12 protein-coding genes are annotated in these 20,450 nt (G+C 65.1%); 5 read left to right on the top strand and 7 right to left on the bottom strand.

Annotated features, from left to right (window positions below; all coding sequences use genetic code 11):
- The first annotated feature begins 167 nt into the window (after positions 1 to 167).
- The 3 genes from HGEM_RS07045 to mfd all read left to right on the top strand — a co-directional run bounded on the left by HGEM_RS07045 (position 168) and on the right by mfd (position 6,348).
- Positions 168 to 1,973 (top strand): InlB B-repeat-containing protein, encoded by a 1,806-nt coding sequence (locus tag HGEM_RS07045; RefSeq protein WP_019128724.1) that lies wholly within the window; start codon positions 168 to 170, stop codon positions 1,971 to 1,973.
- A gap of 121 nt (positions 1,974 to 2,094) precedes the next feature.
- On the top strand, positions 2,095 to 2,361 hold the full coding sequence (locus HGEM_RS07050) for a helix-turn-helix domain-containing protein (RefSeq protein ID WP_019128725.1): 267 nt from the start codon (positions 2,095 to 2,097) through the stop codon (positions 2,359 to 2,361).
- A 321-nt stretch (positions 2,362 to 2,682) separates the two neighbouring features.
- A complete protein-coding gene (gene mfd / locus HGEM_RS07055; protein ID WP_019128726.1) occupies positions 2,683 to 6,348 on the top strand; it encodes a transcription-repair coupling factor in 3,666 nt (1,221 codons plus the stop codon).
- 428 nt (positions 6,349 to 6,776) lie between these two features.
- Here mfd and HGEM_RS07060 read toward each other — a convergent pair whose 3' ends face one another.
- The 7 genes from HGEM_RS07060 to HGEM_RS09780 form a co-directional block, all read right to left on the bottom strand.
- Positions 6,777 to 7,775, bottom strand: coding sequence for a YitT family protein (locus HGEM_RS07060; protein WP_019128727.1), 999 nt, complete (start codon positions 7,773 to 7,775; stop codon positions 6,777 to 6,779).
- A gap of 361 nt (positions 7,776 to 8,136) precedes the next feature.
- The gene (gene pknB / locus HGEM_RS07065) at positions 8,137 to 9,945 is read right to left on the bottom strand and encodes a Stk1 family PASTA domain-containing Ser/Thr kinase (protein ID WP_019128728.1); all 1,809 of its coding nucleotides are present in this window, start codon (positions 9,943 to 9,945) and stop codon (positions 8,137 to 8,139) included.
- Between the two features lie 177 nt (positions 9,946 to 10,122).
- Positions 10,123 to 13,038: an FtsW/RodA/SpoVE family cell cycle protein gene (locus tag HGEM_RS07070; protein WP_019128729.1), complete on the bottom strand. Its 2,916-nt coding sequence runs from the start codon at positions 13,036 to 13,038 to the stop codon at positions 10,123 to 10,125.
- Positions 13,038 to 14,435: a Stp1/IreP family PP2C-type Ser/Thr phosphatase gene (locus HGEM_RS07075; protein WP_019128730.1), complete on the bottom strand. Its 1,398-nt coding sequence runs from the start codon at positions 14,433 to 14,435 to the stop codon at positions 13,038 to 13,040. The genes HGEM_RS07070 and HGEM_RS07075 overlap by 1 nt, the downstream gene beginning before the upstream one ends.
- A 361-nt stretch (positions 14,436 to 14,796) precedes the next feature.
- The gene (locus tag HGEM_RS07080; RefSeq protein ID WP_019128731.1) at positions 14,797 to 15,210 is read right to left on the bottom strand and encodes an FHA domain-containing protein; all 414 of its coding nucleotides are present in this window, start codon (positions 15,208 to 15,210) and stop codon (positions 14,797 to 14,799) included.
- Positions 15,211 to 15,215: 5 nt separating this feature from the next.
- Positions 15,216 to 16,328 (bottom strand): DUF3662 and FHA domain-containing protein, encoded by a 1,113-nt coding sequence (locus HGEM_RS07085; protein WP_019128732.1) that lies wholly within the window; start codon positions 16,326 to 16,328, stop codon positions 15,216 to 15,218.
- Positions 16,325 to 18,091: a serine/threonine-protein kinase gene (locus HGEM_RS09780; protein ID WP_019128733.1), complete on the bottom strand. Its 1,767-nt coding sequence runs from the start codon at positions 18,089 to 18,091 to the stop codon at positions 16,325 to 16,327. The genes HGEM_RS07085 and HGEM_RS09780 overlap by 4 nt, the downstream gene beginning before the upstream one ends.
- A 247-nt stretch (positions 18,092 to 18,338) precedes the next feature.
- Here HGEM_RS09780 and HGEM_RS07095 point away from each other — a divergent pair, with 247 nt between their 5' ends.
- Positions 18,339 to 18,533 carry a hypothetical protein gene (locus HGEM_RS07095; RefSeq protein ID WP_019128734.1) on the top strand — a complete coding sequence of 65 codons (195 nt, stop codon included), beginning with the start codon at positions 18,339 to 18,341 and terminating at the stop codon, positions 18,531 to 18,533.
- Positions 18,534 to 18,724: 191 nt separating this feature from the next.
- Positions 18,725 to 20,450 (top strand): DNA polymerase III subunit gamma/tau (dnaX, locus tag HGEM_RS07100; RefSeq protein WP_019128735.1); only part of this gene is annotated, 1,726 nt, incomplete at its 3' end.

Consider the following 20,450-nt stretch of genomic DNA (forward strand, 5'->3'; position numbering starts at 1 on the left):
ACCACCCGACGGAAGCTGTGCAGTCTTCCGAATGGTCTTCGGCGTCTCCGCCGCTAGGCCCCTATTTCCGAATTCCCATACACCGTTCCAGGTTGTGCTTAGCCCACTATATGCCCACCCTCCAAAAAAGTCTGCCTTTTTAGCAGCGAACAAGGAGGAATGGCAGCATGAAGTTCAACGGCAAACACATCGCAATCACAGCAGGCCTGGGGGCTGTGCTGGCCTTGAGCCCTGTAGTGGGCCCGATGGCCACGGCCTTTGCTCAGAGCAACAACGGTGCGGCTGCAACGCAGGCGCAGGGGCACTTCGTTGGTTTCCGCATCACCGACCCGGAGACGGGCACCCCGGTGGATTTCCCCAATTACACGACGGATGGGAATGAGAAGGTCGACTCGGATAAGATCCCGACTGTTCCGAGCTACGAGGATTGGGAGTTCGTTGGCTGGGAGGACACGGAGACCGGTGTGGTATACTCCGCGAGTGACCTTACAGCGATGGTTATCTGGGAGGACGTGACGTTCCAGACCAAGTGGAACTACGTTGGCCAGGGCGAGCCCGAGGAGCCTGCTGAGCAGATTAACGTCACCTTCCAATACGACAGCACCTCTGTTGCCACTGTCGCAGACGAGAATGGCAACATCGACGCGGCCGGTCTTGGCCTTCCCGAGAACTACACTTGGTCTTGGACCGATTCCCAGGGCAACGTCCATGAGTTTGGCAGCGATCAGCTCGCTAGCTACATCTTCACGGAAAGCTGCACGGTAACCGGTGTTCCAGCCGAGGACCCCGAGGAGCCCGTTGATCCCGAGGACCCCGTGAATGAGTACATCAAGGTGCGCCTTGTTGACACCGATGGCACTCTCATCCGCGAGGTCGTGGTGCAGAACGGGACCTCCAACTGGTCTGGCGTTCTGACCAACCCCGAGAAGGACGGCTACATCTTCGTCGGATGGCAGCAGGAGGGTGCGTCCGACATCGTGACCGATCTGGAGAGCCTGGTTATCGCCGCCGATGAGGGCACCACGGAGCTCACGTTCAAGGCGATTTGGGAAGAGGCTACTCCCGAGCAGCGCGAGATCAAGGTCAACTACTACGACGGCGACGAGCTTCTGGGCACCGGCTCCGTCTTCAACGGCACCTCCCAGTGGAGCGGCGTCGTGAGCCCCGAGAAGGACGGCTACACCTTCCTCGGCTGGAAGTTCGAGGGCGACGACGCGGTCTACACCGACGCCCAGCTCGACAACCTGGTCTACGCCGCCGACGAGAGCGTGACCGAGGTCAACCTCTACGCTCAGTGGGAGCAGGTGCCCGAGGATGCACGCTACGTTACTGTGCATTTCTACGATGAGTTCGGCACCTATCTGGGCGACGGCGCCGTTCTGAACGGTACGTCCGACTGGTCTGGCCCCATCGATGCTCCTGAGCTCGACGGCTACACCTTCCTCGGTTGGGCTGAGGAGGGCGGCAGCGTCTACTCGCCCGAGCTTCTCGGCCAGGTGGTCGTTTCCGTGCCCGATGATGTGACCGAGCTCACCTACATCGCTCACTATGAGAAGACGCCGGCTACCCAGACCCACAAGGTGACCTTCGATGATTGCCTGGAGAGCACCAAGAACCAGGTCGTTGAGGTTGCCGATGGCGAGACCGTTGCCCGTCCGGCGGATCCGGTGTGCGAGGGCTGGACGTTCCTGGGTTGGTATACGGATACCCAGCTCACGCAGGAGTTCGACTTCTCCACTCCGGTCACTGCCGACATGACGCTCTACGCCAAGTGGCAGCAGAATGCCGAGCAACCGGGCGAGGGCACCACGGATGATGGCGTGGACGATACCACGTCGACCGAAACTCCGACAGCAGCTGGCGAGACCATGCCCCAGACGAGTGACCTTGCAGGCATTGCCGTTGCAGCGACGGGTGCCGCGGGTGCGGGCCTTGCAGGCATTGGCGCGATCCTGGGCAAGAAGCGCCGTTAATCTGCGGTAATTCGAACACGCCACGCTCCGATGAGGGAGCTGCCGGGCGCACGGTCATTGCATGCAGTGATGGCCGTGCGCCTTTTTTCTGGATGAGTATGCGAGGATTGCGAGAGATTCGATGGTTTCTCTTGATGGTGTGGCCGCACGGAAGGGCAATCGGCACGCGTTCGTGTGGGAGCGCGTCTATGACCTCGTTGCGCGAGATAGCGAGCATGGTGGGTCGAGCCTGTTTACCAAGCAGGAGCTTGCCAAAGCACTCGGATGCTCCGTTCGCTCGGTCGACAGGGCAATACTGCGCTTGAGGCGGGAGGGCTTCATAGAGAGCGTTCCGCGCTATGCCGAGAGCGGAGCGCAGATGGCAAATGCATATCGGCTCGTGAGGTGAGGGAGCCGTTGGGCACCATAGCGCTGAAGCAGGGCTAGGGCTAGCTTAGCGGCTTGGTGGATGAGCGTAGATGAGCGCTGGGCCCAGCGCGGCAGGCCCAGCGCGGCGAGCACTCAAGCTCCTTTGGAGCACCCGTGACGGCATGCGTGACGCGAGCGCGCTTTTTTGCGGCAATTTATACTATGAGCATGCTGTAGGGCCTGAAGCGGGCCTTGTCGCTGAACGTATGATCCGACGCGCGTGCGCAATGTGTCGCGTACGTGCCGTTTTGCATGTCGAGGGGTTGCGAAGCCGCTCGCATGCGTTGCAGTTAGGAGCTCTATGCTCATCCATCGCATTGCCGCACAGCTCTATACCGCCGAGGCGCCGCAAGTGATCGAGGCCGCGCTCGATGCGGGAAAGGACGCCACGCTCGCCGTCTCGCAGTCCGGCCGAGTACTCATGCTCGCCGCCCAATTCGCTCGTCGGCCACGGCCTGTGGTCTATATCGTTTCTGGTGAGGAGGCCGCCGACCGCGCCGCCCGGGCGCTCGCTGCCTACGTGGGGCTCGAGCATGTGGCGCGGTTTCCGGAGCGCACCGATTATCCCTGGCAGGACAAGCAGCCCGACGACGCGATCGTGGCGGCCCGATGCGCTGCGCTTGGTCGCATCGCGCGGGGCGAGGCGTGCATCATGGTTGCTTCCGCGCGCGCTCTTTTGCGCTGCGTCCCGCCGGCCGAAAGCCGGTACTGGGCCTCGACCACGTTTGCCGTGGGCGAGGAGCGACCGTTCGAAGATGTGCCGCGCGTGCTTGTGGGCATGGGGTACACCGCGTCCGACGCGGCCGATGTGCCGGGGCTTTTCCGCGTTCACGGCGACAGCGTAGATATCTTTCCTGCGCAGGCGCGGGAGGCGGTGCGCATCGAGTTCTTCGGCGATGAGATCGATCGTATTCGCAGGATGGTCACCTCGACGGGCCAGACCATCGGCGACGAGCAGCAGGTCGAGGTTTTCCCCTGTAGGGAACTTGCGCTTACCGACGACGCGGCGCATCGCATGCATGTCGCGTTGTATCAGGCTTCACGCGACGACACCGCGATCGCGGCGCTTCTCGAACTCGTTGACGCGCGGGTGGTAACGCCGGAGCTTGATCGCTTCCTGCCCATCATGTACGAGGGAACCGCGAGCCCGCTCGCGCACATGAGCCCAGACGCGCTCGTGGTGCTTTCCGAGCCGCGTTCCCTGTTCGACGATTGTACGCGCGCCTATGAGGAGCTTGAGCGGCGCGCCGGAGAAGCGGGGGTGAGCCATCTCGACGGGCTCTACGTGCGTCCACAGCAGCTCGATTTTGGCAGGCAGCAACGTTTGAACTACGTTTCCATCATCCGCGCGGGCGGCGCGGTTACGGCCGAGCTCAAGATCGAGCAGCCTGCGATCGCTGGGTCGGACACGCGGTTCATCTCGCGCATTCAGGAGGTCACGGCGAATCGCTTCGCGTGCGTGTTTGCCGCTCCGGATCGCGGCGCGCGCGAGTCGCTCGAGCTCTCGTTCACCGATGAGGGCATTCCCTTCGAGGAGTCGCTGCAGACGGCCCCCGAGAACGAAGGGGCGGTGAGCCCCGCCATCTCTGTGCGCGTGGCCGACCGTCTCAACCTCAAGCGCATCGAGCGTTCGGAGAATGGCGGAGGGCGGGGGCACTCCGCCCTCCCAGGCACAAATGAATCGCAGACACCCGGTGTTCAGCGGTCAAAAACCAGCTCCGACGGGTCACGTGGGAGTGGCGTGGCCGTTCCCACGCTTACGCGCGGTCGTGTGACCTTCATCGACCTGCCGCTTCCTTCTGGCGTGGTAGTGCCCGAGGCGCATCTCGCGGTGTTCTCGATAAGCGACCTCAACGCTCGCATGGACGCGCGCCGGGGCCGCCGTACGGCGCGGCGCGTTGACGTTACGGAGGTCACCTTCCCCTTCAAGCCGGGCGATTATGTCGTCCATGCCACGCATGGCATCGCTCACTTCGAATCCATCGTGCGCCAAGAGGTTGCCGGCAAGGAGCGCGACTACTTCCTCTTGGAATACGCCGACGGCGATAAGCTTTACGTGCCGCTTGAGCAGGTCGACCGCATCAGCCGTTACGTTGGGCCAGACGGTCAGAACCCCAGGCTCACGCGGCTCAACACCGCCGACTGGAGCCGGGCAACCAAAAAGGCGCGCAAGTCGGCGAAGAAGCTCGCCTTTGACCTCGTGGACCTGTATACGCGTCGCAGCTCGATCACGGGCGTGGCCTGTCCGCCAGACACGCCCGAGCAGCTCGAGATGGAGGCGAGCTTCCCGTACGAGCCCACGCACGACCAGCTCGATGCCATCTCCGACATCAAGGCGGATATGGAGGCGCCCAAGCCCATGGATCGGCTGCTCTGCGGCGACGTGGGCTTCGGAAAGACCGAGGTCGCTTTGCGCGCGGCGTTCAAATGCGTGGACAGCGGCCGGCAGGTCATGGTGCTCTGCCCAACGACGATTCTGGCCCAGCAGCACTACCAAACCTTCTTCGAGCGCTTCGCCCCGTTTGGCGTGGAGGTTGAGGTCCTCAGTCGTTTCCGCACGCCCGGGCAGCAGAAGCGCGCGCTCGCGGCCTTTGCTGAAGGCAAGCTCGACGTGCTCGTGGGCACGCACCGCCTGCTATCGAGCGATGTAAACCCGGCGAACCTCGGCCTCGTCATCATCGACGAGGAACAGCGCTTTGGCGTGCAGCACAAAGAGCAGCTCAAGAACCTGCGCGAGCAGATTGACGTGCTCACGCTCTCGGCCACGCCCATTCCGCGCACCATGCAGATGGCGATCAGCGGTGTGCGCGACATGAGCCTTATCACGACGCCGCCCACCGGGCGCCGGCCGGTCATCGTGCATGTGGGCGAGTACGACCCGGACGTGGTGAGCGCGGCCATCCGGTTAGAGCTCGGGCGCAAGGGGCAGGTGTACTACGTGAGCAACCGCGTGAAGACCATCGACGATGCGGTTGACCGTGTGCACGAGGCCGTGCCCGAGGCGCGTGTGGGCGTGGCGCACGGCAAGATGAGCCCGCGCGAGGTTGAAGACGTGATGATCGACTTCTCGATGGGGCGCATCGATGTGCTGGTGGCGACGACCATCATCGAGAGCGGTATCGACAACCCCCGTACGAACACGCTGATCATCGAGGACTCGCAGCGCCTGGGCCTCGCGCAGCTCTATCAGCTCAAGGGGCGCGTGGGCCGCAGCGCCACGCAGGCCTACGCCTACTTCATGTTCCCTGGCGAGCTTCCACTCACCCAAGAGGCCACGGAGCGCTTGACGGCGCTGAGCGAGTTCCAAGAGCTCGGAAGCGGCATGCGCATCGCCATGCGCGATCTGGAGATTCGCGGCGCGGGTTCGCTTGTGGGCGCGGAGCAGCACGGCAACCTGTCGAGCGTGGGCTTCGACCTGTTCACGCAGATGCTCGGGCAGGCCGTGGCGGAAGCGCGCGGCGAGACTTCGGGCGAGGTCGAGGTGGCGAGCGTGGCTATCAACCTGCCGGCAGATTACTATTTGGACGAGGAGTACCTACCCGAGGTCGATCGGCGCGTGCTCGTATACCGCAAGGTCGCCGCGGCCGATACGCTTGCCGCGGTGGACGAGGCGCAGCGGGAGTGCGAAGATCGCTATGGCGAGCTGCCGCTTGCGGCGCGGAACCTCTTCGATCGGGCGCGCCTGCGCATCCGTGCGGAGCGCCTGGGGCTTGAGAGTATCGCACTTTCGGCTGGACGGCTTGTGTACCAGGGGGTTGATGTGCCAAAGGCGGTCGCCTTCGACTTGCGCGATCGATTGGGTGCGGTGAACTTTCCCAAGAGCCGCAAGCTTTCGGTTCCGTATAAGGCTGGTGCGGGCGCCGGGACCGGTGTGGGGCGGGGGCTCGACGCCAACGATCCGGCGGGGCCCGTCGCCGCGGCACTCCGTGTGCTGGAGCAGTTGGGACCCAGCGGGGATGACGACTAGCGAGGGCGCGCGGCGTACCGCAGTTATGCTTTGCGGCTGCGGCAGCTGCGACAATCGCTGCGCACTTCCGGCGCGGTCGGCGCCCGCGAAGCGCGGAAGTCATCGCTGAATATGCATTCTTGCGGCAATTGTATTCATGCCTGAGCTTGCTACTTTTGGGTCAATGGGAAAAACGGTTAAAACGCCGGAGTTTTGAGTACCGAGCTCAGGCTTTCTACCTGCAAGAACAGTATAAAACTGCTGGTAGATAACCTGATCAAAAGTATTGCGAAATAACTGGTTTTTCACCGTCGCATAAAGTAGGTCCTATAACCCTATACAAAGCGATGCGCTGACGGGAGCATCGGACGCACGTTTTATCTTATTCGGCCGCTTGGCGACGGGAGAGGTAGGCCCTCGAGCAGAACAACAGTGCCCTTTTGGCCCTGCTACCGCCCGTCGTCCTGCATGAGTCCCTGGCGGGAGCGCCGTGCCGCCTCGCGGGCCCGGAGCTTGGCAGGGTCGGGCACAGCGGTGGGCACGGGTTCGTCCACGTGGCCGCCCCACCAGCCACCGACGAAGTTGTCCGTGCGGAACACGTTGATGACGGCGCCGGGGTCTACCTCGCGCACGAGGCGGACGATGTCCTCGGATTCGTACGTCGAGACAACGGTGTGCAGCAGGTACATGCGCTGCCTGCTGTAGCCGCCGATTACCTCGGCGCAGCTGATGCCGTGTTGGAAGCTCGCGATGTATGCGTCCATCACGGCGTCGGCGTGCCGCGTGGTGATCTGCAGCGTCACGCGGTCGTAACGGTGGTAGAAGCTGTCGATAGTCTTGGTTGCGATGAACTGGAACACGATGGAGTACGCCGCATGCTCCCAGCCAAAGAGCGCGCCGAACACTACGAGCAGGGCGCAGTTGCTGGCAAAGATGAAGCCCCAGATGGTCTTGCCGGTGCGGTTTGCCACGAGCAGCGAGATGAAGTCCGTACCGCCTGTCGATGCGCCCGCTTTGAGCGCGATGGCGATAGAAAGCCCCGAGATAAAGCCTCCGAAGACGACGAGCATGATCTGATCGTCGAGCAACGGCTGAAAATCAAAGATGCGCAGGAACGCAGCGGAAAGCGCGACCTGCATCATGGAGAAGAAGACGAAGCGCTTGGAGATGCGGTTCCAGCAGATGAAGGCGAGTGGGATGTTGAGCGCGAGCATGCCGAGGTCGGTGGAGATGCGCACGCCGAAGAGCGCCGTGATGCGGTCGATGAGCACCGCGATGCCGGTGAAGCCGCTGGGGAGCAGGTTTGCAGGGTTCACGAATGCCTGGATGAGAAAGGCCTGCAGCAGTGCGGATGCCACGACGGCACCAGCGGTGATGATGCGGCGAACGAGGGTGAGCCGTGCGAGTTCGAGGGCACGATCGCTGAGCGATCCGGGCGCGGTGGTCATGGTGGCCTCCTTTGCTGGAACAGGGGTATAGAAGCTTGGTGGTTGGAGCGGCCTCAGGGGCGTGTGCACGCTTGACCTTGGGCGGCGGTCATTATCGCATGCGCCGCCCCGGTATGCAGGACGGCAATAAATCTATACAAATGCGCAGGCTAGAACTGAGCGCGCGCGGGTGCGCGGGCGAGTGGAAAGGACGGGCCGGAGGGGCGGGCGAGTGGGCGGGCACGCGGGAGGTCGGATGCGCGGGAGCGGAGGGTGAGAGGCGGGTGCGCATGCGCGCGGTGGCTTTAGCGCCCCACACGCACAAAAAAGGGGACGAGCCTGCTCGTCCCCTTCCGGCATATGTAGCGCATGCGCGCAGCTGTTAGGCGGCGCCAGCCGACTCCTCCTCGTCCTCTCCTGTCGTTGGAGAATCGGGCGAGGTCGCGGGGGTATCGGGGGTGCTGGTGTCGGGCTCCGGTCCACGCGAGATGGTGATGGTGATGGTGGTGCCAGGCATGGCAGAGCCGGTGAGGCTCTGGCTTATGACTACGCCGGCACCGACGCGGCTGCTGTACTCGTATTCGCGAGACACCGAGAAGCCCGCATCCTCGAGCGCTCCGGCGGCGCTGTTCTCGCCGTCGCCAACCACATTGGGGATGCTCACGGTGCCGGGGCCGGTGGAAACGGTGTAGGTGACCGTCGAACCCTCCTCGACCTCTTCGCCCTCAGCGGGGCTCTGCTCGAAGACGGTGCCCTCTTCAGCGTCGTTGGACGCCTCGGAGGCAACTCCCACCAAGCCGGCCTCTTCAAGAAGCTTTTCTGCCTCTTCGCGCGTCTTGCCCTTTAGATCGGGTACCGTAGTGGTCTTTATCGGTTCGGGGCCACGCGAGATTTGAATCTCAACCTCATAGCCCTCTTCGACCTGAAGGCCGCCGCTCGGGGTCTGGCTCATGACCTCGCCCTCTTCGTACTCATCGCTATATCCGGACGAGGTTTTAACGCCAAGGTTAAGCGACCGAAGTTCCTCGGTTGCCCCCTCCTGCGTGTAGCCCAAGACGTTGGGCACGGTGACCGTCTTCGCTCCGCTGTTGAGGGCGCTGAAGGCAGCGAAGGCGATGACGCCGATGATCGCGAGCGCGGCCACCACGCCGGCAACGATCTTGCCCTTGCCGCCCTTTTTCTTTCCGCCGTATGGGTCGGCACCGCCCGAGGCGCTCGAGCTCATGCCGGACCCGCTGCGCACCGCGGTGTTGCCGATGCCCGCCGGGCGCGCCATGGCCTGCGTCTGGTCGCTCATCACGCGCGTCTCGGTAGCGCCGGCGCCGCCCGCGGGTACCGCGCCGATCACGCGCGTGGGCTCGGGGACATCCACCTGGCGCCCCGCGAGGTACGCATTCAGGGTCTGGCGCAGCTCGTCGGCCGTCTGGAAGCGGTTGGCGGGGTCCTTCTCCATGCAGCGCAGGATGATGCGCTCAAGGTCGGCGTCGAGGTTGGGGTTGAGCTGCGACGGGGGAACGGGTAGCTCGTTAACCTGCTTCAGAGCAACAGAGATCGCGTCGTCGCCATCGAAGGGCACCTGGCCCGTGGCGCACTCGTACATGACCACGCCGAGCGAATAGATGTCGCTCGTGGGCCCAAGCTCTTGGCCGCGCGTCTGCTCGGGCGAGACATAGTGTGCGGTGCCGAGCACGTTGTTATCTTGCGTGAGGTGGCTGTTCTTGGCGCGGGCGATGCCGAAGTCCATCACCTTGATGTTGCCGTCGGGCAGCACCATGATGTTCTGCGGCTTGATGTCGCGGTGGATGATCTCGTGCTTATGGGCCACGGAGAGCGCGGCGCAGATCTGCGAGCCAATCTGGGCGACCTTCTTGGGGTCGAGCGCGCCGTGGCTGCGGATGCCGCTCTTGAGGTCGGTGCCGCGCAGGTACTCCATAACGATGTAATAGGTGTCGCCGTCTTTGCCCCAATCGTAGACGCCCACGATGTACGGGCTCGAGAGGCCGGCCGCCGCCTGCGCCTCCTGCTTGAAGCGGGCGGCAAAGGTCGCGTCGCCCGCATACTGGGGCAGCATGATCTTCACTGCGACCGTGCGGTTCAGCACTTGGTCTTGTGCGCGGTAGACGGTGGCCATGCCGCCCGTTCCGACTTTATCCTTGAGGAGGTACCTTCCCCCGAGTACCTGCTGCTGCATTTCTTGCTCCTATCACATCTACGTACGCCGCTCACGCGGGCGATTATTACCTAGAAGGGCGTGCTTACGTGGGTTCCCTGCGAGCCGGGCCTGTGCGAGCGCCTCGGCTCAAGCACCTTAGCTCGCGGCGGGTCCCCCGCGTTCGGCCTCTCGTTCTCGTGCATCCATGGCCACCCCTTACCCTTGCGCCGCGAGCGCAGCGGCGAGGACCTCGCCGGCGACCGAGGCGGCCGAGACGCCGTTTTCGTTGTAGTTCTCCACCACGACGGCGATGGCCACCGTCGGGGTGTCGTACGGTGCGAAGCCGATGAACGTCGAGTTCACGTTGCTGTTCGAGACTTCGGCGGTGCCGGTCTTGCCGGCCACCTGCACACCCGAAACCTGGACGGCGGAGCCGGTGCCGTTCTCAACGACCTCGAGCATGGCCTCCTTGACCTGCGATGCCGTGGTGGAGCTCACCGCCTGGCCCAGCGAGCGGGGCTGAGTGGTGCTCACGACCGTGCCCTCGGGCGAAAGCACCTGCGAGACCACATACGGGTTCATGACGATGCCGTCGTTGGCGATGGCGGCGGCGATCACCGCGTTCTGCATGCAGGTCGTCTGCGGGCCGGGGGTGTGTCCCTGGCCCACGGGCTGGCCGGCGCCCGCCCAGCCAAGCTCCCACTCGGTCATCTCGCTTGGATCGGGCATGATGGAAGCGGTGGTTGTGAAGTCCTGGCCGAGCGACTGCCCGTAGCCGAAAGCGCGCGCGTACTGCACGAGCGTGTCGGCGCCGAGGTCGTTAGCGAGCTGGGCAAACGCGGTGTTCGCCGAGTATGCGAAGGCGCGGCGCAGGCTGATGCTGCCGTACGAGCTGCCGTGCATGTTCGTGATGGACGCTCCGCCAATCTCGATCTCGGAGGGCGCGTCGTAGGTGGTGTCGAGGGTGGCCTGACCACTCTCGAGCGCCGCAGAGAGCGTGACCACCTTGAAGGTCGAGCCGGGCGTGTAGAGGGCCTGCGTGGCGCGGTCGTATTCGCCGCTGCCTTCGCTGCCGCTCTCGCGCACGCTTGCGATATCGGTGTTGTCGAAGGTCGGCGCACTTGCCTTGGCGAGCACGGCGCCGGTGCGCGGGTCAAGCACGACGATCGAGCCCGAGAGCCCGTCGAGTGCCTGCTCGGCTGCTCGTTGGATGCGCGAGTCGATGGTCAGCATGACCGAGTTGCCGGGCTGGGAGACCCCCGCAAGGGAGAGCAGGGCATTCTCCCAGCTCGAATAGTCGACCGAGCCGGTGAGCGTATCGTTCATGGAGTTCTCCACGCCCGAGCTGCCGTAGCGCGTGGAGTAGTAGCCCACGGTGTGCGCCGCGAGGTTTCCGTTGGGGTAGGAGCGCACGTAGGTGCCGTCTTCCTGCTGGATCGACTCGGCAAGCGTCACGCCGTCCGAGGTGATGATGGACCCGCGCTGCACGTAGGCCTGCCGGGCGATGGTGTGGTTGTTGCCCGGCATGCTCTTGTAGGTATCGGCCATGATGACCTGGATGTAGGTAAGGTTGCCGATGAGTACCGCAAAGAGCGCCGTGAAGAAGAAAACCGTGCGGGTGAGGCGTTTGGCGAGAGCCACGCGCCCGAGCACGCCGGATTCAGGCGTGTCGAGGAGGCGCCGGCGCATGCGGGAGCCAGGGCGCGCGTGCGATCCGCCGATGGAGCCCGAGCCGCCCAGCGGCTTGCCGGTGGCGCTGCGCCCGCCGAAGATGCGCGTGCCCACGCTGCTCAACGCCGGGGAGCCGCCACGTGCGGGGGTCGTGTCGGCACCGAGCGCGGTCATGATGCCCGTGCCGGTGAGCTCCGTCTCGCGGCCGGTCGCCTCGTCGCCCGCTCGCATCAGCAGCGCCACGATGATGAAGCTCGCCAAAAGCGATGAACCGCCCTGGCTCATGAAGGGCAGGGTGACGCCGGTGAGCGGGATGAGGCGGGTGACGCCGCCCACGATGAGGAACGCCTGGAAGCTGATGGCCGCAGTGAGGCCGGTGGCGCTGAAGGCGGCGAGGTCGCTCTTGGCGCGCGCAGCGGTGGTGAGGCCGCGTACCGCGAACAGCATGAAAAGCAGAAGAACCGCCGCGCCACCGAGCAGGCCGCACTCCTCGCCGATGGCAGAGAAGATGAAGTCGGATTCCACGACGGGGATGCGATCGGCCATGCCGCGGCCGATGCCCTGGCCCGCGAGCCCGCCGTCGGCGAGCGAGTACAGCGACTGCACGAGCTGGTAGCCGCTGTTCTGCGCGTCGATGAACGGATTGAGCCAGATCTCGAAGCGCGTGCGCACGTGCGCCATGATCTGGTACATGCCAAATCCGCCGATGCCAAGCAGCACGATGCCGATGATCACATACGATATGCGCCCGGTTGCTACATAGAGCATGATGAGGAAGAGCGTGTAGAAGAGAAGCGCCGAACCGAGGTCGCGCTCGAAGGCGACGATGGCGAGGCATACGCCCCATACGACGAACAACGGGGCGAGCAAGCGCAGGCGCGGAATCTTGAAGCCCATGACGTTGTGGTTGGCGATGGAGAGCAGCTCTCGGTTCTCGGCGAGGTAGCCCGCAAGGAACAGCACGATGCAGATCTTGGCGAACTCGCCGGGCTGGATGGTGATAAAGCCCAGGTTGATCCACAGCTTGGAACCCCAGCGGTCCTCGCCGATGAAGATGGGCAAGAGCAGCAGGATGATGCCGATGAGGCCAAGGGTGTACTTATAGCGCTTCACCATGTCGAGGTTCTTAACCACGGCAAGCGTCGCCACCATGAGCACGATGGAGACAAACAGGAAGACAAGCTGGTTGAGGGCCGAATCGGGCGCAAGGCGCGTGACGAAGGTGATGCCCACGCCGGAAAGCACGAAGACGATGGGCAGGATGGCCGGGTCGGCGCCGGGCGCGAAGATGCGCACGCCGATATGCGCCGCGGCGAAGGCGGCGAAGAGGCCGATCGGTACGGCGAGCGTGGTGAACGAGAGGGCCGCTCCGGTGGTGACCACATAGAGGGCGTAGAGGAGCGTGACCGGGAAGGCCGCTCCGATGAGCAGCATGAGCTCGGTGTTTCGGCGGCTACCCATTAGCTTTCGCCTCCTTCGGCATCGGCGGGGTCTACGGCGTCTGCGGCGGGATCTGCCGCAGCCGTATCATCGGAAGGCGCGGCGTCGCCCGACGAGCCTGCGCTCTCGGCGCTGGCGTCGCCGTGGATGGCGGCGGCGTCCTCGACGGCTCGGGTCTGCTCCTCGTAGATTTGCTGACGGTACTCGGAGACCGTTTGACGCGCCTGCTCCATGCTCGACTGGCTGATGCCGGCGCGCAGGCGGTTCTGCGTGTCTTCGGGAAGGTCGTCTATGTCGATGCCCGTCTCATCGTTCAGGTGGGAGAGTTCGATCCCCATGAACGATCCGGGCACTCCGGTGTAGATGGCCACGCAGCCGTCGTGCACGCCGAGGAACACGGAGTTGGTGATCACGATGGCGGCCGCCGCGCACGCGATCACGATGGCGGCGATGAGGCCCGTGAGGGCGATGAGCAGGTTGCGCCTGCGGCGGCGGGCGAGGTCGCGCAGACGGCCGTCGTCTACCACATCAACCACGACGACGGTTACGTTGTCGGCGCCACCCGCGTTGAGCGCGGCGTCAACAAGGTTATCGGTGCAAATCTGCGCAGTGGGGGACTGGGTGGCGATGGTCTCGATCTCGCCATCCGAAATCATGCTCGAGAGGCCGTCCGAGCACAGGATGAGCCGGTCGCCCTCCTCGATGTTGAGCTGGAAGTGGTCTGCGTACATCGCCGGGTCAGACCCGAGCGCGCGCGTGATGACCGACCGGTTGGGGTGCACGCGGGCCTCGTCCGCCGTGATCTCGCCCGCATCGACGAGCTCCTCAACATAGGAGTGGTCATGTGTGATGCGGATGAGCGTTCCCTCGTGCAGGAGGTAGGCGCGAGAATCGCCAACGTGCGCGATGGCGATGACGTTGCCCTCGATGTACGCTGCGGTGGCGGTGCAGCCCATGCCCGCCTTTCCCAGACCGTTGGCTGCGGCCTCGATGATGGCGGCATTAGCAGCTTCGACGGCGGCGGCCAGGCGCGTGGGGTCGGCTTCCTGCGGGGCCAGGCGCGCGATGGTCTCGACCGCGATCGACGAGGCAACCTCGCCGGCGGCGTGGCCACCCATGCCGTCGCACACGCAGAAGAGCGGCGACTGCACCAGGTAGGAGTCCTCGTTATGCGTGCGTACGCAGCCCACGTCGGAGCGAGCGCCCCACATGAGCGAGGTGCTCGTGCCGGCATCGTAGGTGGAGTCGGTGTTGATGCGGTCCTCCGTGATGGGGGCGAAGCTCTGGGTCGAGCCTGGGTCGTCGAGGCGTGCCTCTACGGCCGCGACATCGATTTCCGCCGTAGTGTCTGGCCGCGCGTGCTCCGACGAGCCCTCCTGGCCCGGCTGAGCTGCGCTGGCTGTTTCTTCGGCATGCACGTGTTCATGTTGGGGGCGGGCTGCTCTGCAAAGGGGGTTGGCTGCCCCTCGAAAGGGGTATCCGCAGGCTCTGAGACGGATGCCGCGGCGGTCGCCGCGGGGGCGTTGCCAAAGAGCGTGCTCGACTCAAGGTCAACCGCATCGTCTGCTCCGCCGCTTGCGGCATGGCCGTGATCTGCCATGTGGGCAGGTGCCGGCGCGGGTTCTGCGGCATGGGCGCGGGTGCGTTCATCCGTATGCGCGGGAGCGTTTGCGCGGGTGGCATCGAGCCCCTCGGGCGGCGCCATATGCGCGCCAAGAGGGGCGTGCTCGGCCTGCTCAAGGAAGGAGGGGATGTTCCCGCTATGCTGCTCCTCGGGCGTCATCGACGGTTCACCTTCATGACGACATCGCCGATCTGCACCTCGTCGCCTTCGCGGAGCGTCGCGGGCTCAAGCAGCTGGCGCCCGTTGACGAGGGTGCCGTTAAGCGAGTTGAGGTCTTCGATCACGAGCGCCGGGCCCTGCAGGGAGAAGCGGGCGTGGCTTGCCGAGACGAACGGCTCGTTGATGCAGATATCGGAGCTGGGGGAACGGCCCACGATCACGGGGCCGAGCATATCAACGTGAATGCCGCGGATACCGCGCGGGCCCTTGTCGACGTCGATGGTCCAGATGGCGGAATCTCGCCGCTGGCCGCGCACGAGCCCCACGCCGGTCTTCATGACCGCGAAGAGGAAGATATAGAGCAGGACGACCAGAACGATGCGTCCGATGAAGAGGATGACGTCGATCACTCGCATCAGCTCCTAAATTCGAAGGTGCTGAGCCCGAAGGTGAGCAGGTCGCCGTTGCGCAGCGGGCACCGCGTGATGCGACGGTTGTTCACCAACGTGCCGTTGGTGGAGTTGAGGTCCTCGATGGACCAGTCGTTTCCGGTAGAGGTGAGCTGAGCGTGGCGGCGGCTCACGTTGGGGTCGCGCAGGGCCACATCGGCCACGGCGCGCTCGCGGCCCACGATGCAGGCCGGGCCGTTCACCTGGTATACGTCTCCCGTCACAACGTCGACGAGCTGGGCGGTCGCCTGCGCGGGCAGGGGAGCGCGGTTGCTTACGGCGGGGACGGCACCGATTCCAAGCGACGCGCCGGTTGCTGCTGCGCCGCCCATGCCGGCGAGGGCCTCGCGGCCCACGGTCTTGGGCACGGGGATGGGGGATGCAGCATCGTTGCTCGCGAACGGATCGGGGATGTTGCTCGCGGCGACGCCCGCTGCGACACCCGCCGCAGCGCTTGCTGCAGCGCCCGCACCGGCAGCGGCGCCCAAGCCTGCTGCGCTGGGGGCGTTGCCTGCAAGGGAGATAGGCTGCGCTGCGCTTCGAACCTCGGGAGCAGCCGCCTGGCGCGGTTGGGCCTGGCGCGCGGGAGCGGCCTGGCGCGGCTGAGCGGGCTGCTGGCGCGGCATGGGCGCCTGCTGCGCGCGATTGACGGCGGAGCGCCCGTAGTTCTGGCTCAGGCTGTTCTGATAGGCGCGCTCCTCCTCATAGAGTCGGGCGAGCGTGGGGCCATCGACGTTCTCGGCGAAGACGGAGAACTTTCCCGGCTTGAGGGCGGGGTCGATCATGAAGCGCACGAGGGGCTCGCCCACGAACCCATAGCGCTTCTTGTCGGCCTGGGCTTTCACAAAGCTCGTGACCTCGCGTGCGAGCTGCGGGTAGAACGGCGCCATAAGTGAATCGTCGTCGGCAGAGATGAGGATCGTGTAGAGCGCCGGCGCGGTGTTGGCGCCGTTGACCACGAGGGTCTGATCTTCCATCTCGCGAGCCGCCTGCTTGGCGAGCTTCTTAAACGAGAACGGGGCGCGCGCGGCACCGAAGATGCCCGCCACGTGGTCCTCGAAGATGTTCAGGAAGTTCACGATCGATCACCCTCCGGGATGTCCTTGCGATAGCCAAGCAGATATACACACATGCCGATGATTATAGAGGATAGAGCTCCCGCCCCGAGAATCTTGGCAATCGATGCAGTGTCCACGCTGGCAATTTCCATAGGGTTTGCAAGACAGAGCAGCAAAACAACCATAATTCCCGCGAGCGCGCAGGCAACGCCGAGCATGCCGCCGCCGCGCGAATCGCGCATGTTGCGGGCGTGTCGGGAGAGAGCGGCGCTCGTTGCCGCAGCGGTCGCAGCGATGAGCGCGAGCCCCGCGAGGAAGGGCGCATCGGCGAGCGAAGCGAAAGCGGCGGCGCTCTCGAGCACCCCGCCGTTCTCGATCGCGAGGTCGAGCCATCGGCTGAGGGCAACTCCGAGCGAGCAGCTGATGGCGGCGGGCACTGCGGGCAGGAAATATCCCGCAAAAGCCGCCACCGGGCCTGCGAGCACGAGGGGGTCGCCCGTGGCGGCGCCGAGCGCCATGATGCACACGAGCGCTGCCGAGGCCGCTCCGAGCGTGCGGCCCCACGTGTACCACCATCCAATGAAAATCGCGCAGAGCACGGCGGCTGCGGGCAGGACGGCAATGAGATTCGTGGTGCTCATGATCATCATGAGGAAGCCCGTGGCTACCAGTGCCGAGCCAATCTGCGGGGCGATGCCGCCGGCGGCGCCGATGGCGATCGCGGCGAGAACGCTCGCCTGGATGTCGAGTCCGAGGGTTATGAGGATTAGGGCGCAACAGATTGCCGTTCCCACGCCTCCGATCACGCTCGTGGCAAGCGCCCGCGCCCGCGGGGTGCGGCTTCCCAGGTAGCCCTCGGCAGGATCGAGCTCCCATACGCGGCGTTGCCCCGTGGCTTCGGTTTCCCCGGAATCGCCCTCGTCGTCGGCGGTGAGCTTCTCAATCATGCGCGCAAGGCTTTTTCGCCCCTCGCGCGCGTCTCCCAGGTGAGGGAGGAACCAGTCGCTAAAGTCCGCAATGCTCGCCATGCGTTCCGACGGTTCGGGCGAGAGGGCGCAGAGCAGGGCTTCTTCGCTGTTTTCGGGAATGTCCGGCAGGAGGCTCGAGGGCACGATGACGCCCTTGTCTATGCGCTTGAGTGAGTCGGCGGGGGTGCCCGCGCGGAACGGCGCCGTGGCGCAGAGGGATTCATAGAGCACGGCGGCGAGCGCGAACACGTCGCTGCGCTCATCTACCGCGTCGCCGCGTAGCTGTTCGGGAGGCATGTAGCCGATGGTGCCGCCCCGCGCCCCGCCGAAGCCGGCGGCGCTCGTGAGCGTTGCCATGCCAAAGTCTGCGAGCTTGACGTGGCCGCTCCGGTCGATGAGCACGTTCGCCGGCTTGATGTCGAGGTGCAACACGCCGTTTTCGTGGGCATAGGAGAGCGCCTGTGCGAGGGCATCCGCGATGCAGGCGCACTCGTCGTAGGTGAGCGAGTTGCCGTCTACCGTGGCGAGGAACTCCTCGAGTGACATGCCGTCGACGTACTCCATGACGAGGTAGGCGTAAGCGCTGTCGTAGGTGAAGTCGATGACCGTGACGATGTTGGGGTGCTGCAGGAGGCTCGCGGTGCGGGCTTCGGCCAGGGCGTCGGCGCGCGCGTCGTTGGATGCGACCTCAAACGGCGCAGCGAGGGGAATGCGCTTGATGGCCACGCGGCGCTGCAGGCGAGCGTCGAGGCAGACCTCCACGCTGCCGAAGCCGCCGGTGGCACGGGTTTCAATCGGCCGATAGCGCTTGAGCAACGCGGACGCCGTGGCTCCCGGTGCCGGCTGCGGCGCGGGCGCGCGACGGGTTGCAGCGGCGCGTCCGGGCATTGCCGGGCGGGGGGCCGCGCTATGCGGCGATGCGCCCCGTGGGGGGCGGGTATGTTGCGAGAAGAGCGGCATGGCCATCCTTGGTGCGTTTGTGATGTGAGTGCGGTATGCCTTGGCGCACATTTTACCATGCGACAATAGCTGCCGTTATGAAGGCTGCGTGACGGGAGGGACCATGACGGACCAAGAACGCTTGGCGGCGTACGAGGCCTTTGCGGCCGAGGTGCGCGAGGAGCTCTCGAGCACGGTTGCGCGCATGGAGGACCTGCAGGCGCAGAACAAGGTGAAGACCGCAACGTACCGGCAGCTCTTTGCCGCGCGCGTCACGCTCAAGGAGATCGACCGCCGGCTGGCGTCCCACGGCTTGTAAGGCTGACGGCGGCTTAGGGGTTGCCTGGCAGGCCGGAGGGGCTGCCGTGCCGGCCGCTCCAGGTGCCTGCTCACCCGGCGGCAGGCTCGCGCTTGCGTGACCGCGCGGGAGGGTATCATGGAGGCACGCCGTTGCCCGGTTGGCGAGCGGCCACCTCGGCGCCGTCGACCGTACTGCACGAAGGAGAATCCATGGAGTCGCTCTATCGTAAATACCGCCCGTTGACGTTCGAGAGCGTGGTGGGACAGCGACATATCGTTTCGACGTTGGAGCATGCCATCACAGAGGGCCGCTTGAGCCACGCGTACCTGTTCTGCGGCCCGCGCGGCACGGGCAAGACGACCATGGCGCGCATCCTTGCCAAGGCGCTGCTTTGCGAGCGCGCTGCGGCTGCTCGCGCCGGGGGCGCCTCTGGTTGCATGCCGGATGGCTCGTGCGAGGAATGCCAGCGCATCGCCGAGGGCACGCATCCGGATGTCTACGAGCTCGACGCTGCAAGCCGCACCGGCGTGGATAACGTTCGCGAGGAAATCATCAACTCGGTGAGCTTCGCCCCGGTGCGCGGCGCATACAAGATCTATATCATCGACGAGGTCCACATGCTCACCACGCAGGCGTTCAACGCCCTGCTCAAGACGCTCGAAGAGCCCCCCGAGCATGTGCTGTTCGTGCTCTGCACGACCGATCCTCAAAAGATTCCCGAAACCATCCTTTCGCGCTGCCAGCGGTTCGATTTTCACCGTATCGGCAACGAGGACATTGTGGGCAGGCTCGCCTACATCTGCGAACAGGAGGGCTTCGACTACGATGCCGAGGCGCTCGAAATCGTGGCGAAGCACGCCCGCGGCGGCATGCGTGATGCACTGTCTACGCTGGAGCAGCTATCGGTATTCGGCAACGGCTCGGTGCATGCATCGGACGCTCGGGCGCTGCTGGGCGAGGTGTCGGGCACGGTGCTCTCGGAGTTCAGCCGGGCCATCGCGGCGCGTGACGTGGCCACGCTCTTCGGGCTCGTGCGCACGCAAGTTGATGCCGGCGAGGACCTCATGGAGCTCACGCGCGACCTCGTGGCGCACACGCGAGACATATATATGGTAAGCGTGGCGGGTGCGCGCCCCGAGCTCTTCGATGGGGCGGAGGACGTCGAGGCGCTTGCCGAGGAGGCCGGGCTGTTCGGGACGGCCGACCGCCTGGCGCGCGCGCTCACGGTGCTTGACGACGCTGCGCTCGAGATGCGCACGGCAGCAGATACGCGCTTGGTGCTCGAAATCGCGCTTACCCGGCTTGCTCGCCCCGAATCCGACCTAACGCTCGAAGCGCTTGCCGAGCGAATTGACCGCCTTGAGTCCCGGATTGCTTCCGGTGTGCCTGCAGCTCCTCTTGATGCGAGCGGAGTGGCTGCGCTTGCCGGCGTGCGGGGAGCGGTGGCGAAGGCGCCCGTGCCGAATGAGGACAAGGCGACCATGCCAGCAGGGGCGCCCGTGTCGGCTGGGGCTTCCGCGGCGGCGGGAGCTTCCGGTTCGGCTGGAACTTCCAAGCCCGATAAGGTATCCGCTCCCGCCGGGGCAGCCGTCTCTGCGGCGGAGCAGGCTTTCGCGCCGGCGGGGGCAAAAACCGCCGAATTTGCAGGGGAGCAGGTGGCATCGCCGGTTGAGGGCGGCGCGTCCGCCCGTTCTGAGGCTTCCCATGCTGCTGGTGAGGCTCATCGCCCATCGGTGAGCACGCCGACCGAGGCTGCCGCCGCACATGTTGAGGAGCGTGGCACGGTGTCCGTCGCCCCCGTTGTTCCGCAGGATTCTAGGGTGATGGATCCTTCGGTTCGCGCCGAACAGCGGGAAGCCGACGTGCGTTCGGATCAGGGAGTTCAGGCTGCGTATGCTGCCGGGCGAGGGGTCGCACGTGCCGGAGGGCCCGGGG

The sequence above is a fragment of the Enorma massiliensis phI genome (assembly GCF_000311845.1).
Classification (GTDB): domain Bacteria; phylum Actinomycetota; class Coriobacteriia; order Coriobacteriales; family Coriobacteriaceae; genus Enorma; species Enorma massiliensis.